Origin of the sequence: Ruoffia halotolerans (genome assembly GCF_014049385.1) — a bacterium.
In the GTDB taxonomy this organism is placed as follows: domain Bacteria; phylum Bacillota; class Bacilli; order Lactobacillales; family Aerococcaceae; genus Ruoffia; species Ruoffia halotolerans.
In genome coordinates this window covers 1-15,589 of the sequence record NZ_JACAOA010000039.1, presented here as the reverse complement: position 1 = coordinate 15,589, position 15,589 = coordinate 1, and the positions used below count along the sequence as shown (strand labels likewise).

The following is a 15,589-nucleotide window of genomic DNA, read 5'->3' as shown; positions in this document are numbered from 1 at the left end:
AGAATATTATAAAAATATTGAATTTACTAATAAATAATATTTAACTTTGTTTCAATAAAGTTACATATATGAATGATTTGTTTAAAAATGATTAAAGCGCTTATATCAATATGTTATAAGGTCTTTTGCTCGAGGTATATCATTTGTAAAAAATAATAATAATGATTATGATGTATACAACATAAATAATTTATTTCTTTTTATTTATGATTAAAAGGAGGATTAATTATGAAAAAACAATTGAAAAAATTAATTTTAGGGACATTAAGTGCAGGTTTAGTATTATCATTAGTACCAGCAACAATCTTTGCAAGTGAGACTACTGAGACAAGTGAAGAAACTGAAGAGGTAGCAACAGAAGAGACAGAAGAATCTACTGAATCTTCTGAAGAAACTGAAGAAACTGAATCAACTGAGGAAACTTCAGAAGAGTCTACAGAAGACACAGAAGCAACTGAAGGTGAAGAAGATTTAACACCAAGTGCAGACAACCCTTACACTGAAGCTGAAATCACAGAATTAATCAAACCAACTGAAGAATGGGATCCAAACTTAGTATTAGAAAGAGCTGACTTAGAAGCTGGTTATCAAGAAGTATTAGATACTGCGAAAGAACGCTCGATGAATGGCGAAGTGAATTTAACGTTTGATGAAGTGGTAGAAATTATGGGTGACGATCCAACATCGGTATCTGAAACAGATAATGGTGAAATCTTTAGATACGTTTCAATTGAAGATGACATCGTACAAGTTGTTCGTTTCCAAACATATGTGAATTCTGAAGAAGATGGACCAGAATTAACAAACGTTGAATACCAATACAAGACAGCAAAAATGTTCGAACGCTTAGAAACAACTGTTGAAGATTTACAAACATTATTTAACGAAGGTGACTTAGCCGCATTTACTGATACATTTGGCCAACCAGAAGTGGTAACAACATCACTATTCCCTGAACGTTACACTGAAGCATTCTTATGGTCAGTTGTTGGGAATGAAGACGTTGAAGTTGGAGAAATTGCTGCGGTTGAAGTTCAAACTGAAAATGATGAGTTAACTAACTTAGCATACTATGAACAAGAAGAATTAGAAGACGAAGCATCTACTGAATCAGAAGATTCAGCAACAGAAGAAGATTCAGATGCTGAAACTTCAGAAGAATCTACTGAAGAAGAAAGTGCAGAATAATATAATTGTATCAAACTAACTCTAATTAGCTTGTAGCAAATTAAAACGAGTCCTTTCCATATAGGAAGGGACTCGTTATTTTTATTTAATCTTTTTGGCAAGTTCAAGGGCTTTGGTCGTATTTTTAAAATGTAATTTGGCAGTTTTATATAGGGCACTTTTACCATATTTTTTAATGAGTTGAGCAGCAAGTACATCACTTGCTTTGCCTGCACCAGACGGCAATACTTTATTAAATGGTTTTCCGAGTGTTTCAAGGGATTCTAAGAAAGCAGCTCTGGCTATAATTGACGCACTTGCGACTGCTAAATGATGACTTTCTCCTTTTTTGACAAAGTAGACATCATCTTTAATTGGATGTTGTTCTTTTTGTAAGTACTTAAAGTAGTTATTTGCGGGCGTAAATTGATCAATTAATACACCACGCATCTCCTCTTTTTGCTCTGGATTCAATTTATTTAATAATTTTCCGATAGTGAAATTATGTAACGACACTTTAATACTCACTGCATTATAGCCTTTTTCAATCGCTTGATTATACTTTTCAGGCGTACAGACTGTTAGGTGATAGGGTACGGACATTTTTAACTCTTCTGCAATTTTTACAATTTCCTTATCATTCAGGAGTTTTGAATCTTTTACGCCTAATAATTTAACCAAATCAAATTGACTTGGTGATAAATAAACACTACAGACAGTCAAAGAGCCAAAGTAGCTACCATTACCAACTTCATCACTCCCGATTATTGGCCAATTAGCAAAGCCTTCTGGAAGGCCAGATTCCGATGGTCTTGTACTGCTTTTGGTCTTTGAGCTCGTTGAGGAGGTTGCTGAATGATTATTTTGCCATTTTGCTAACTCAACGTGGCTATCATTTCCTTGGAATAGTACTTTTCCGCTTGTATAACCAGTAATCGTTGTCGATCCTACTTTGGCACGAAATTCGCTATAAGGGACCGGTTCAACTAAATATTTTTTGTAATGTTCGTGCATTTTGTTAAAGGTTGTTTTATTTACTTTTATACTTTCTGAGGCCATTCACTTCATCCTTTTCGATTGTTCTGTGATATATTATAATGAACATTGGGCAAATTGTGAAATAGATTTGAGTATTGTAAGACTATTTCAGATAAAAATGAATTTATAACAAAAATTTGGTAAAATAAGACAAGCAGTTGAAAAGGATGAGTAATGATGGAACGAAATTTACGATTTAAAGCAAAAATTGCAGGAAAAGAATACACAATTGTGGGGCAAAAATCAGCGCTACATCTAAATTCAGTGGTTGATATTGTAAATAATCAACTACAACAATTAACTGAACTGACACCGGAGTTATCGAATGAAGATCGAAGTATCTTAATGTCAGTAAATGCTATATCGGATCAGCTTATGAAAGAACAACAAATTCTGGAGCTGGAGAAAGAAATTGAACAGTTAAAGACACAAATAGAATCTAAACAATCAGCACGTCCGAATTATTCGAGAAGAGATCAAAGTAATTCGCATCAAGTACCATATGAGCGTGAGTGATTAGTCAGATAGGAGAGATGCTATGTTAACAATTATTATTCTTATTGCCTTACTTATTAGTTTTTATACAGGTTATCGTCGAGGTTTAGTATTACAACTGATTCGTTTAGTAGGGTATATTATTACCTTTGTACTTGCGACACGTTATTTTCAACCATTATCTGAGATTGTTGAAATGCTCATACCATTTCCCTCAGTTCAACCGGATACAAATTTAGCTTTTTATGATGAGGCGACGAGCTTCTATATCGATGATGCTTTCTATCGTGTGATTACTTTTATCCTTATCGGTTTAATTGGTTGGATTATCACTAACTTTTTATCATTATTATTCACTCGTGTCATGTATTATGATTTACTCAACCATTTAAATGCTATTGGTGGTGGAGTAGTGAATGTATTAATTACCTATGTTATTGTCTTTTTCTTTTTATTCGTTTTATCACTGATTCCAATTGAATTTATACAACAACAGTTTGTTGATAATCCGATAGCGTATCAAATAGTTTCGAATACGCCATTTTTCTCAGATTTTGCTGCAGAGACTTGGTTCAATTTTAATCCGTTTTCTTAATAAATGGCAGTGTTCCTATGAATGGCATAGGGACACTTTTTTTGTTATAATATATAGTTGATAGTAAGAGATAGGAAGGAATGATGTTTTCTGTGAGTAATGAGAAGATTTTTGACACCTTAGAATTCGACAAAGTACGACAACGTATCAAACAATATACTCAAACAGAACTTGCTCAGAGTAAGATAGCTAATATGAAACCATCGAATAATTACGAAACGATTCAAACGTGGCAGGATGAGACTGAGCAATCACTAGGTCTATTGTTACAAGATCGTCTTATTCCGGTACCACGGTTACGCTCATTGGATCAACCTTTGAAGAGATTAGAATTAGGTGCCAGTCTCAATGGTAAAGAACTCGCAGAAGTTGGTAAATTGTTAACGTCAACGAAGCAAGTCATTCAATTCTTTGAGATTTTAGCGGAAGATGAAAAGTTTTTCCCGGCATTACAAGACTGGGTGGATCAATGTATTCATCTTCCAGAAGTTGAGAAACTAATTCATAATGCCATTGATGAAGATGGTAGTGTCTTATCATCGGCATCGAGTCAATTAGCATCTATAAGAAGAAATCAATCCAATACTGAACAACAAGTGCGTAATCAATTGAATCAAATTTTAAAAAGCCGTGCGAACCAATTAACGGATACTTTAATTACGATTCGTAACGGACGCTACGTTGTCCCTGTGAAAGCAGAGTATCGGAACCAAATGGGCGGAACGGTCCACGATCAGAGTAGTTCTGGACAGACATTATATATGGAACCACAAAGTGTAGTTAATTTAAATAACCGTTTAGCTGAATTAAAAGTAGCTGAGCGTAAAGAAATCGAACGGATTCTGGATGAAATTTCGCAAAGCTTAATGGCGTATACAAATGAAATTCGAACAAATCAAGAGATGTTAGCCCAATTAGACTTTATTCAAGCAAGAGCAGGGTATAGCCGTGAGATTGATGCTACTAAGCCAATCTTATCAAAGGACTTAATTGTCGCCTTATGGCAGGCTAGACACCCACTTATTGCTTCAGAAGATATCGTTGCGAATGATATTTTACTTGGAGAGGAATATAAAGCTTTAATTATTACAGGACCAAATACGGGTGGTAAGACAATCTTACTTAAGACGTTGGGGCTATTGCATTTGATGGGACAATCAGGCTTACATATTCCAGCTGAAGCTGGCAGTCAAATTGGGGTGTTTGATAATGTTTACGCTGATATTGGTGACGAGCAGTCAATCGAACAAAGTTTAAGTACGTTCTCAAGTCATATGACGAACAATGTAAGAATTATTAATGATGCGACGCATGAATCTTTAGTTTTATTCGATGAGTTAGGTTCAGGGACGGACCCTCAAGAAGGTGCTGCGTTAGCGATGGCAATTCTTGAACATTTTAGAAAGATGGGTACAACCATTATGGCAACGACTCACTATCCTGAATTGAAATTATATGCCAATGATGCCAAGGACACGATTAATGCGAGTATGGAATTTAATTCGGATACATTATCACCGACATATCGCTTATTAATTGGTGTCCCAGGTAGATCTAACGCACTAGAAATTTCTAAACGATTAGGACTGCCCAATGCGATTCTTCAAACTGCTCAAGAAGGTGTGTCTAGAGATGATCAATCTATTAACGAGATGGTGGCCAATCTTGAGTTTGAACGTCGTTCAGCTGAACAAGATCATATAAAAGCAGAAAAGTTCTTGGAAGATGCAGAACAATTACATAAAGATTTACGATACGAATACAATCGTTGGTTAGAGCAAAAGAGTAAAATCGTCGAAAAAGCAAAACAAGATGCTAATGAACTCGTGCGCGAGAAACAGGATCAAGCAGAAAAAATATTAAGTGAAATAAGAGAATTACAACTCGAACAAGGACAAAGTAATACGATTAAAGAACACGTACTTATTGATAAACGATCATCCTTTGATGACTTGAAATTGCCAGAAGAACTTAAGAAGAATAAAGTGCTTAAACGCGCAAAAGAGAAGAAGAAACTTAAACCAGGTGATGACGTAGAAGTACTTTCATATGGCCAAAGAGGATCCATTGTTGAACAATCTGGAAAAGATGAATATGTTGTTCAAATGGGAATATTAAAGATGAAGATTGCCGAAAAAGATTTAGAACCACTTAAGAAAGTTGAAAAACCAACGAAAGTAAATGTACAACGAAGTGTCGGACCAAAAGTTAAAACTTCGCTTGATTTACGTGGTCAACGGTATGATGCGGGCTTATCTAAATTAGAAGAGTATCTAGACTCTGCCTTATTATCAAATCATCCAATGGTAACAATTATTCATGGTAAAGGGACAGGTGCTTTAAGAAACGGTGTTCAAAAAGCACTTAAAGAGCATCCGCAAGTCGATCGCTTTGAATACTCACCACCAAACGCAGGTGGCGATGGGTCAACGATTGTTTATTTTAAATAATAAATTTAATCATTATAATAAGTATTTGAGCAATTAGATAGTCTTCAATACTATGAGATGTTATAATAGTTTTATGAAAAGGGAGGAATGTAATCATGACACAAGCAATATCTGATGATCAATTTAATGCAAAAACAGACGAAGGGATTACCTTAACGGACTTTTGGGCACCTTGGTGTGGTCCTTGTCGTATGCAATCACCTATCGTGGATGAATTAGCTGAAGAAATGGACGACGTTGAATTTTACAAAATGAACGTAGACGACGAACCTAAGACAGCTCAATCTTTTGGAATTATGTCAATTCCAACACTTTTAATCAAAAAAGATGGCGAAGTTGTTGAAAAATTAGTAGGATACCACGACAAAGCCCGTTTGACTGAGATTTTAAATCAATATAAATAGATAGACTAGATTTTAGCACTCATCTTACTTTTAAGGTGAGTGCTTTTTTTGATTTTTGGGAAGAATTAGATATACTGATAGTATTTCTATAAGTCAAAAGGGACTTGAATTCCCTCTAGTTATATAAGGAAAACTAGACTATAATTGATATGAGAGGTGTATAAAAGATGTCAAAAAGAGTTTTAGTCGTAAATGATATTCCAGGAGCAGGTAAAGTAGCTGCAAATATAAACATTCCAATATTATCCGCTGGTGGATTGGAAGTATCCATTCTTCCTACAATGTTTGTATCAACCCAAACAGGAGAAAGTTATGCCAATATTATTCGTCATGAAATGAATGAAGATTTCAAACGAACGGTTGAAGTTTGGAAGGCAAATGACATCCATTTTGATGTCATAATGACTGGGTATTTTTCAACGACAGAGCAAGTTGAATTATTTACCCAATATTATCGTGAGGAGAAACGGTTGAATCCAGAACTAATCTTGTTAATGGATCCGATTATGGCTGATCACGGGAAATATTATCCAGGTTTTGACCACCAAATCGCCGAAAAATTCTCAGCTTTAATGAAAGAAGCGGATATTGTCTTTCCGAATATTACAGAAGCTTGCTTTATTACGAATACACCTTATTCAGAATCGATGACGGTTGAAGAGTTAGACAAAGTGAGTCTTAAATTAATTGAGTCTGGTGCAAAGTATGTGGCTATTACTGGCGTTCGTTTACCTGATAAAATGCCAGATCAAATAGGCTTTTATGTTAGAGGACACAATGATTACCAAAAGTTACTGATGCATAGATATTATCCGCAACATTTCTTTGGTACCGGAGATATTGCCGTGAGTTCGACAACGGTTTGGTATAGTAGAGGGCTTTCCATTGAAGAGTCTCTAGTGAAGACAGGAAGCATTATTGAGCAATCACTAGACAATACGTTAGCCTTGAATCGAGATATCAAATGGGGTATTTATTTCGAGCCAACTTTAAAGGAATTTTTCCCACAATAAAATATAGAAAGGAATTTTTTAATGAAAGATGTAACCGATACATTTAAAAACAGGAATTGGAAAGAATCTTTCCAAAATAGGATGTCCAAAAATAAATTAAGTGGAGGAAAAGTACGTTATTTATATATAGTACTAGCGATGTTAATAGCTCTTTACTACTATATTATGCTACCACCATTACATTATGCTTCGCTTGATTTTTGGTTTTTTTTATTCCTTATTGTAGCTGGCGTTTTAATTATTGAATTGTTAGCAGATAGTGTAAAAACATTTTCCAAACTTAAAAACGGAGAAACTGGCTTTAGTATGCCAAAATTCTCTCTGAAATATAAATTATTAGTGTACCCATGGCCAATCTTATTAGTTATTGGTGTGGTTACTTACTTAGTCTTATCACCTGTATTCTTTTCAGATGGGTATTCAAATATGATTACAGTGGATCAAGCTTCTTTCGAAGAAGATTTTCCTGAGACAAATATTAATCAAATTCCTTTAGTTGACCGTGATACGGCTGAACGATTGGGAAATAGACAATTAGGTAATATAACAGAACTTGTTTCTCAATTTGAAGTAGCTGGAGATTATACACAAATTACAATTGATTCCGCTCCTTACCGTGTATCACCACTGGAATATGCTGGTTTCTTCCGTTGGTTAAATAATTTTCAAACAGGGATTCCACATTATATCCAAGTTGATAATGTCACGGGTGAGGTTCAATTACAAACACCACCTGAACCTATTCGCTATAGTCACTCAGAAATTTTAAACCGAGACGTCATGCGTAAGTTGCGTTTTTCAAATCCATTTGCATTATTTGAAGCACCAACTTTTGAAATTGATGATGAAGGAAATCCTTATTATATAGCCTCAACTTATACGCGTAATTTCTTTATTAGAGAACCAGAAGTAAATGGTGTCATTGTCTTGAATGCGATGACTGGTGAAACGAATACGTATTCTTTAGAAGAAATTCCAAGTTGGATCGACCGAGTGTACGGTGCAGATTTAATTATGCATCAATTAACAATGCAAGGTTACTACCGTAACGGCTTCTTTAACTCACTCTTTGCTCAAAAAGGAGTCACTGAACCAACGGCAGGTTATAACTACTTACCAATTGGTGACGATTTATACTTATATACTGGTATTACATCCGTAGTTGCAGATGAGTCGAATATTGGTTTCGTCTTAGTAAACTTAAGAACAAAAGAAGCACAAATGTATCCGTTAAGTGCTGCTGAAGAGTTCTCGGCAATGCGTTCAGCGGAAGGGAGTGTTCAAGAAACAAGCTACACAGCGACATTCCCATTACTAATAAACATTAATGGAAATCCGATGTATATCCTTACATTGAAAGATAATTCAGGATTAATTAAAGAATATGCATTAGTTGATGTTCAAAACTATCAAAGTGTTTATGTCGAATCAAGTGTGTCTCAATTAATGCAAGCTTACGCAGTTGATAATCCATTAGACATTGAAGAAATCGAAACTGAAGATGACTTGAATGAATTTACAGGAGAAGTGGATGCTGTTCAAGCGGTTGTAGTCGAAGGAAATACGGTTTATTACTTTACATTTGATGGAACAGTTTATAAAGCTGACATATCATTAAATGATCACTTACCGTTTTTAGAAGCAGGAACAGAAGTTGACTTTACAGCTACAGAGTCTGGAGAAGTCAGAGAAATTGAATGGTAAACATTTATATGAATTAAACACTAGACCTACATATTTGAAAATATGTGGGTCTTTTTACGTAATTATGATAAAGAATATGATTTGTCATATGAAAATGAATTCGATATACTTAAACCGTTAAAGGAGGCTATTATGTTAACAGTAAGCAATTTAGTGAAAAGCTTTGGCGATTTACGAGCAGTCGATGGCGTATCATTTGAGATTGAGGATGGAATAATTCTAGGAATGATTGGCCAAAATGGATCCGGTAAAACGACAATCTTTCGAATGATTTTAGATTTTTTAACTCCAGAAGAAGGCGGTAAGGTTAACTGGAACGGGGAAAAATTGGGCAATAATTTGTATGATATTATCGGTTATTTACCAGAAGAACGTGGATTATATGAAACAATGACCATCGAACAACAAATCATCTATTTTGCCCAATTGCGTGGAATGCAAAAAAATGATATTGACAATAAAATCGATGAATGGATGATAAAGTTTGATGTTAAAGGGACTCGAACTGATAAGATTAAGACTTTATCTAAAGGGAATCAGCAAAAGGTCCAACTCATTGCGACGTTAATTCATGAGCCTAAATTAGTTATCTTAGATGAGCCCTTTAGTGGACTTGATCCGGTGAATGCTGAGTTATTAGAACAAGGCATTTTAGACTTGAAAGAAAAGGGTAGTGCAATCATCTTCTCAAGTCATAATATGAATAATATCGAAGAGATTTGTGATAAATTAGTCATGATTCACCACGGAAAACAATTATTGTATGGTGAAATTAATGAAGTGAGAGAAAGCTTTGGAAGAACATTTATCTATATAGAAACACCAGATTGGACACTTGATGAACTCAAAGAATTAGAGGGGGTCATCGATGTGAAGGAAACGAGTAAAAACCAATATACATTGAAACTCGAGGATGCATCTTATGGTGAACCTTTATTTAAAACAATATCTAAAGGTGAATATTTACCGAAGTTCAGTCAACAGCCGCCGACATTAGAGGAAATATTTAAGATGAAAGCAGGTGAAGCCATTCATGAATAGATTAGGAGTTATTATTAAAGAAGTGTATCGAAAAAATGTCCTATCTTGGTCATTTTTCTGGATGATTGCCTCGCCAATTATAATGGTTGGTGTTGTGTTAGCTATTGGTTATTTCATCGGCAGCAGTCAGTCAGATTCATCCGTGGGTAATATTGCAGTGATTGACGCGAATGCTGAAGTCCAAGAAATTATTGAGGAAGCTAATGTTGGAAATCAAATACAATTTGATTATAATCGTGGCCAAGCAGAAGAAGCTTTACAGACAGATGATTTAGACGGTTATTTAATATTTGGAGATGGTGATTCTAATCCAATGTATTACCGTAAAACTACAAGCAAGGATATTTCATTAGCACCTTTTGAAGAAGCCTTAAGTCAATATAATTTTATCAATTCAGCGGAAGAAATGGGCTTAACGGGTGAACAATTAACTCAAATTCAAGATACAGCCGTATCGATTAATAGTATTAATGTGAGTAGGAATGAGGCTGGCGAAGTAGTAGAACAATCTGCTCAAGATCCTGTGAGGTTTGTTAGAATTGGGATTGCTTATGCTGTTTCGATTATTGTATTCATATTTATTATGAATTATGTGAGTATTATTTCTCAAGAAATCGCAGTTGAAAAAGGGTCACGAATTATGGAAATTATACTTTCTAGTGTGTCACCTACTGCCCATTTCTTAGGCAAATTGATTGGGATATTATTAGTGATTCTGACTCAAATCGTTATTTATATCGGTTTGTATTTCTTAATTTCTTTAGTTTTACGTCAATTAAATTTACTTGATTCTTTTGAGGAATTTAATATTGGTGAATTGTTACAAGGTAGTAGTAATGTCATTATCATAGGTATTATCTATGCGGTCAGTGGTATATTAATTTATACTGTTCTTGCCGGTTTCTTAGGTTCTTTAGTGTCTAAGACGGAAGATGTTAATAAAACGATTACACCGATAGTATTTATAGCCTTAGGTGGATTTTATGTTGGGATGTTTGCACTGGATTCAACAAATAATTCATTAGTCCGAATTACATCGCAAATTCCATTATTTACACCATTTATCATGCCGTTTAGAGTCGCTGCAGAGACCGTGAGTTCAACTGAAATCGTCATATCAATTATTGTTTCCGTCTTATTTATGGCCTTTGTACTTTGGTTCTCACTTTTATTCTATAAGAGCAATGTTCTTGTCTATAGTGATAAAGGGATGGTGAATGCATTCAAGCGTTCTTTTGCCTTAGGGAAAAGTGAAAGAGCAAGTAAATAAAATTTGTTAAAAAAAACAATCCATGTGAATGGATTGTTTTTTTGTGAAATTTTAGAAACATTTTTTAGCATTATTTTGTAATCAGCGTTATACTATAAGTTAATAATTATTTGTTTACTTTCGGAGTGATTTATTCACTCCACTTAATATCGATGCGATATTATTAATACGGTACTATTAGAAAAGAGATGAATGTATGAAAGAATTACCCATAGGCTTCATTGATTCAGGTTTTGGTGGTTTAACAGTTGTAAAGCAAAGTTTAAAACAACTACCCAATGAATCCATCATCTATCTAGGTGACAGTGCACGCGCACCATATGGACCGAGGTCATTACAAGAAGTTAAACGATATATATGGCAGATGACGAATTTCTTACGAGAAAAGGGCATTAAAATGCTTGTCATTGCTTGTAATACAGGGACAGCAGCTGCGTTAGAAGAGATTCGAGCGACATTGGCAATACCAGTGGTTGGTGTGATTCATTCTGGCTGCCGTACAGCCATTAAGAATACGACCGGCGGACACGTCGGTGTTATCGGAACTCAAGGAACAATTAATAGTAATATGTACAAAGAGGTGATGCTTGAAAAAGCTGACACACTAGATATAACAAGTATTGCTTGTCCTGAGTTTGTTGAACTCGTAGAGTCTCAAAATATTGAAACAGATGAAGCTTTTGATATTATAAATCACCGATTAGAGCCCTTAAAAGAGGCGAAAGTAGACAGCCTTGTCCTAGGCTGTACGCATTATCCTTTACTGATTGACAAGATTCAACAGGTTATGGGACCTGAGGTTACATTGATTGATTCTGGAGTTGAAACGATTAATGAAGTGAGCACCTTACTCGATTACTTTAGTTTAAGTCGTACTGCAGAAGAAGCAGCACTCACGCCAGCAACTCAAGCAATTTATACAACGGGCAATGCTTCGGAATTTGAAATCTTCGCCCGCGAATGGTTAAAGCAACCTGAACTTAAAGTTCAAGAATGTGATATAAAAGGAGAGATTATCGTTGATCGTCATGATAGCTAGTCATAATCAAGGGAAAATTAAAGAATTTAAAGAGATGTTCAAAAATACTGATATCGAAGTAAAATCATTATTAGATTACCCTGACGTTGAAGAAGTTGAGGAAACTGGAACAACATTTGAAGAAAATGCCCGTTTAAAAGCTGAGACAATAGCTAATGAATTGCAGGTCATTGCTTTAGCCGATGACTCAGGCTTAGTTGTTCCATCATTAAACGGCGAACCGGGTGTATACAGTGCAAGATACAGCGGGGAACCGAAAGATGATCAACGAAATAATCAGAAATTATTAACCGAAATGGCAAGTTTTGAAGGGGAAGACCGCCAAGCATACTTTCAATCTGTATTAGTGTTAGCTTATCCAAATAATGAAAGTCTAGTGGTTGAAGGGAAAGCTCAAGGTTATATTCTCAAAGAATTAAGTGGCGACGATGGATTCGGCTATGATCCGTTATTTTATTATCCTGAGAAAGACCAGACATTTGCTGAAATGCCTCTGGCTGAAAAGAATAAAATAAGTCACAGAGCAAAGGCTATGCAAGAATTAAATAAAAAAATAGATACATGGATGAAGGAGCTGGATATTTATGAAAATGATGATATTAAGTGATAATCACGGACGTTGGAAAAAAGTATACGACATTGTTAAAGAAGTTAGACCAACAGTAGATTATATCTTCCATCTAGGAGATTCAGAATTTGAACAAGATGATTCGATATGGGAATTAATCGATGGAGCGGTGGAAGGGAACATGGATGGTACTCATTATTATCCTATGGAACAAATTATCGATACACCTGAAGGTAAAGTATACTTAGTTCACGGACACGTTCAAAGTGTAAATCGTACAAACAGCGCCGTCATTGAATTGGCTAAAGAACGCGGAGCGAACTTTGTGTTTCATGGCCATACTCATCAATTAAAGAGCGAATTGATTGATGATGAATTACTATTAGTTAATCCTGGTAGTTTAAATAATTCAAGAGGCATTCATCCATATAAAACATATGCGATTGTTAATGTAACTAAAGATGAATATGAAGTGACGTTCTATGATGAGGATATGAAGCTATTAGAAGAATTAACACAAACCTATCCAAGATAAGAAAAATGCGATGAGTTTTTAAGCTCATCGCATTTTTTATTATGTTTCGTCGTAAACAGAACTTGGAATTTTGAAATCTTGTTCTTGTAAAGCAAATAAATATTCACGGTAGAAAATACTTGTATGCATATAATCTTCTCCCGTTGCTACAGTAAAAGCAATACGGTAATTGAATGTTTGATCAACTCCTCGAACGAAACCAACAATGGTTGGTTCATCGCGCATGACTTCATTATATTTTTCATAAATCATTTGAGTTATGTCTTCCATTTCTGCTTCAAATGTTTTAAATTCAGTTTCGTCTGCTACAGGGATTTCAATCGTCACTTGGCGTGTACTACGGCTTTTATTGTTGATAGTTGTAATTACACTATTGGGAACATAAAACTTATCCCCACTTGCTGCCTGAATTGTTGTTGTACGTATACCAACATCCTCAATTGTACCAGTAATTTCTTCTGTCGGAATTTCCACAAAATCTCCCACTTCAAAGTGATTCTCAAAGATAATGAAGAAACCATTAATCATATCATTAATCAAATCTTGCGCACCAAGACCAATCGCAACCCCAGCTATTCCAGCCCCAGCTAATAGCGTTCCAACAGGAAAACCTAAAGCAGTTAGTAGATAGTATACAAATAGGAAGTATAAGATATACATTGAAAAATTACGAAGTAAAGTATTAATTGTCTTAATTCGTTGTGGTGATTGCTTCCCTGTAATACTAATACGTCCTGCAGGGTTTGCATCAAAGAATGATTCAACTAAGTATTTCACGACTAAAAAAATAACTGTGATTATGATTAAACGGAATAATATTGTTCCGAAAAAAATAATATTCTCAGATGTTTCTTCTGGCATAAAATTCCTTAGAATTGCCTCTAAGTTTAGTTGTCCGATTACCAATTTAACACGCTCCTTTACTAAAATATAACAGAATTATTATGAATTAAATAGTTTTTTGCATGATTAGAAAGATACTTCAAATATATTTTATATAAAAATTCACTTAATAAGTATCCTATTATTTGTACAATATCATAAAAAATGATATATTTATCCTATAAGAACAGGGAAGGAGTGAGTTAGTAGTATGACAATAGGAGAATTAGCTGGTATTATTGCAGCGCTTGCATTCGTGGTATTAGTTGTATTTATTTGTTTAAATTTATCAAAATTATCACAAATTTTAAAAGATGTAAATGAAACGGTTGAAAAACTTAATACTACTATTGATGTCGTAACAAAAGACGTAGATAATCTATCAATTGAAGTTGAGGGTTTATTGAACAAAGCGAACACATTAGTAGACGATGTAAATGGTAAATTAAGCAAAACAGACCCACTATTTGTTGCTATCGGAGATATAGGTACATCCGTATCTGATTTAAATGATTCAACTAAAAATATGACTTCAAATTTATTGAAAGGGGTAGGGAAGAAACGCCAATCACCTATCGAAAAATTTGTTAATTCAGCTAAAGGAGTAGCACGCAAACGACCTTCAGCAGGAGAAGCGGCACCGTCACCCAGAACAGAAACGACTAATCGACCGGCGACAAAACCAAAACCACCTGTACCAACGGTAGATTCTTTAGAGAAACAATTATATGAATCAGAATTATTTGATATTAAAAATAAACCAGCATCAAAGACTGCTGGAGAAATAAAAATAAAAAACTAAAAGAATGATAATAGAAAGGATGATTTGAATGAGTAAAAATGGAGGATTTTTCTTAGGAGCATTATTTGGCGCTTCAGTAGCAGGAATTGCTGCTTTATTATACGCACCAAAATCAGGGAAAGAGCTACGTCGTGATATAGCTGTAGAAGTTGATCAGTTTTTAGATAGCGCTGGAGAATATACTGACTATGCAGTAGAACGTGGTGTTGAATTATATGATGCTGCTTATGAAACAACTGAAGATATTAAAGTAAATCTAAAAGATTCAGCGGATCAATTTAAATCTCAATTTGACGATATTCGTCAAGAAGCATCAACAGAATGGAATCGTGTAAAAAGCGATATGAAAGATTCAAAAGATGAATTAAGTAAAGATGCACAAAAATTAAAAGAAGATGCAGAAGACTTAGCAGATACAATTTCTGTTGAAGCTAAAGACTTATCAGACGATGTAAGTGACTCAGCACAACATGTAAAAGCGTCAACTGAAGACGCTGTTGATAACGTGAAAGATGAAGTAAATAAATAATTTATTACTAATGTGAATGATACATTAATTGGCTCTTTGTCAAATAAGGTTGATGGG

At 34.7% G+C, this 15,589-nt stretch carries 16 protein-coding genes; 14 read left to right on the top strand and 2 right to left on the bottom strand.

Annotated features, from left to right (window positions below):
* Positions 1-228: 228 nt before the first annotated feature.
* On the top strand, positions 229-1,188 hold the full coding sequence (locus HW423_RS10150) for a hypothetical protein (RefSeq protein ID WP_218931795.1): 960 nt from the start codon (positions 229-231) through the stop codon (positions 1,186-1,188).
* 81 nt (positions 1,189-1,269) lie between these two features.
* Here HW423_RS10150 and rnhC read toward each other — a convergent pair whose 3' ends face one another.
* Positions 1,270-2,226 (bottom strand): ribonuclease HIII, encoded by a 957-nt coding sequence (gene rnhC, locus HW423_RS10145; RefSeq protein ID WP_218931794.1) that lies wholly within the window; start codon positions 2,224-2,226, stop codon positions 1,270-1,272.
* Positions 2,227-2,382: 156 nt separating this feature from the next.
* Here rnhC and HW423_RS10140 point away from each other — a divergent pair, with 156 nt between their 5' ends.
* The 11 genes from HW423_RS10140 (at position 2,383) to HW423_RS10090 (ending at position 13,319) form a co-directional block, all read left to right on the top strand.
* Positions 2,383-2,721 carry a cell division protein ZapA gene (locus HW423_RS10140; RefSeq protein WP_218931793.1) on the top strand — a complete coding sequence of 113 codons (339 nt, stop codon included), beginning with the start codon at positions 2,383-2,385 and terminating at the stop codon, positions 2,719-2,721.
* A 22-nt stretch (positions 2,722-2,743) separates the two neighbouring features.
* A complete protein-coding gene (locus HW423_RS10135; RefSeq protein ID WP_218931792.1) occupies positions 2,744-3,295 on the top strand; it encodes a CvpA family protein in 552 nt (183 codons plus the stop codon).
* Positions 3,296-3,378: 83 nt separating this feature from the next.
* Complete coding sequence (locus HW423_RS10130) at positions 3,379-5,745, top strand: endonuclease MutS2 (protein WP_218931796.1); 2,367 nt, start codon at positions 3,379-3,381, stop codon at positions 5,743-5,745.
* A 95-nt stretch (positions 5,746-5,840) separates the two neighbouring features.
* Complete coding sequence (gene trxA / locus HW423_RS10125; RefSeq protein WP_197103971.1) at positions 5,841-6,149, top strand: thioredoxin; 309 nt, start codon at positions 5,841-5,843, stop codon at positions 6,147-6,149.
* Between the two features lie 167 nt (positions 6,150-6,316).
* A complete protein-coding gene (locus HW423_RS10120; protein ID WP_218931791.1) occupies positions 6,317-7,162 on the top strand; it encodes a pyridoxamine kinase in 846 nt (281 codons plus the stop codon).
* 21 nt (positions 7,163-7,183) lie between these two features.
* A complete protein-coding gene (locus HW423_RS10115; protein WP_218931790.1) occupies positions 7,184-8,866 on the top strand; it encodes a hypothetical protein in 1,683 nt (560 codons plus the stop codon).
* 132 nt (positions 8,867-8,998) lie between these two features.
* Positions 8,999-9,907, top strand: coding sequence for an ABC transporter ATP-binding protein (locus HW423_RS10110; RefSeq protein ID WP_218931789.1), 909 nt, complete (start codon positions 8,999-9,001; stop codon positions 9,905-9,907).
* Positions 9,900-11,177 carry an ABC transporter permease gene (locus HW423_RS10105; RefSeq protein WP_218931788.1) on the top strand — a complete coding sequence of 426 codons (1,278 nt, stop codon included), beginning with the start codon at positions 9,900-9,902 and terminating at the stop codon, positions 11,175-11,177. The genes HW423_RS10110 and HW423_RS10105 overlap by 8 nt, the downstream gene beginning before the upstream one ends.
* Positions 11,178-11,373: 196 nt before the next feature.
* Positions 11,374-12,216 carry a glutamate racemase gene (gene racE / locus HW423_RS10100; protein WP_218931787.1) on the top strand — a complete coding sequence of 281 codons (843 nt, stop codon included), beginning with the start codon at positions 11,374-11,376 and terminating at the stop codon, positions 12,214-12,216.
* On the top strand, positions 12,206-12,823 hold the full coding sequence (locus HW423_RS10095) for an XTP/dITP diphosphatase (protein WP_328803175.1): 618 nt from the start codon (positions 12,206-12,208) through the stop codon (positions 12,821-12,823). The genes racE and HW423_RS10095 overlap by 11 nt, the downstream gene beginning before the upstream one ends.
* Positions 12,801-13,319, top strand: coding sequence for a YfcE family phosphodiesterase (locus HW423_RS10090; protein ID WP_218931785.1), 519 nt, complete (start codon positions 12,801-12,803; stop codon positions 13,317-13,319). Before HW423_RS10095 ends, HW423_RS10090 begins: the two co-directional genes overlap by 23 nt.
* A gap of 39 nt (positions 13,320-13,358) precedes the next feature.
* Here HW423_RS10090 and HW423_RS10085 read toward each other — a convergent pair whose 3' ends face one another.
* Complete coding sequence (locus tag HW423_RS10085) at positions 13,359-14,225, bottom strand: mechanosensitive ion channel family protein (protein ID WP_218931784.1); 867 nt, start codon at positions 14,223-14,225, stop codon at positions 13,359-13,361.
* Positions 14,226-14,412: 187 nt separating this feature from the next.
* On the opposite strand from HW423_RS10085, the gene HW423_RS10080 reads away from it, so the two are divergent.
* Positions 14,413-15,003 (top strand): DUF948 domain-containing protein, encoded by a 591-nt coding sequence (locus HW423_RS10080; protein WP_218931783.1) that lies wholly within the window; start codon positions 14,413-14,415, stop codon positions 15,001-15,003.
* A gap of 28 nt (positions 15,004-15,031) precedes the next feature.
* The gene (locus HW423_RS10075; protein WP_218931782.1) at positions 15,032-15,532 is read left to right on the top strand and encodes a YtxH domain-containing protein; all 501 of its coding nucleotides are present in this window, start codon (positions 15,032-15,034) and stop codon (positions 15,530-15,532) included.
* Positions 15,533-15,589: the final 57 nt, after the last annotated feature.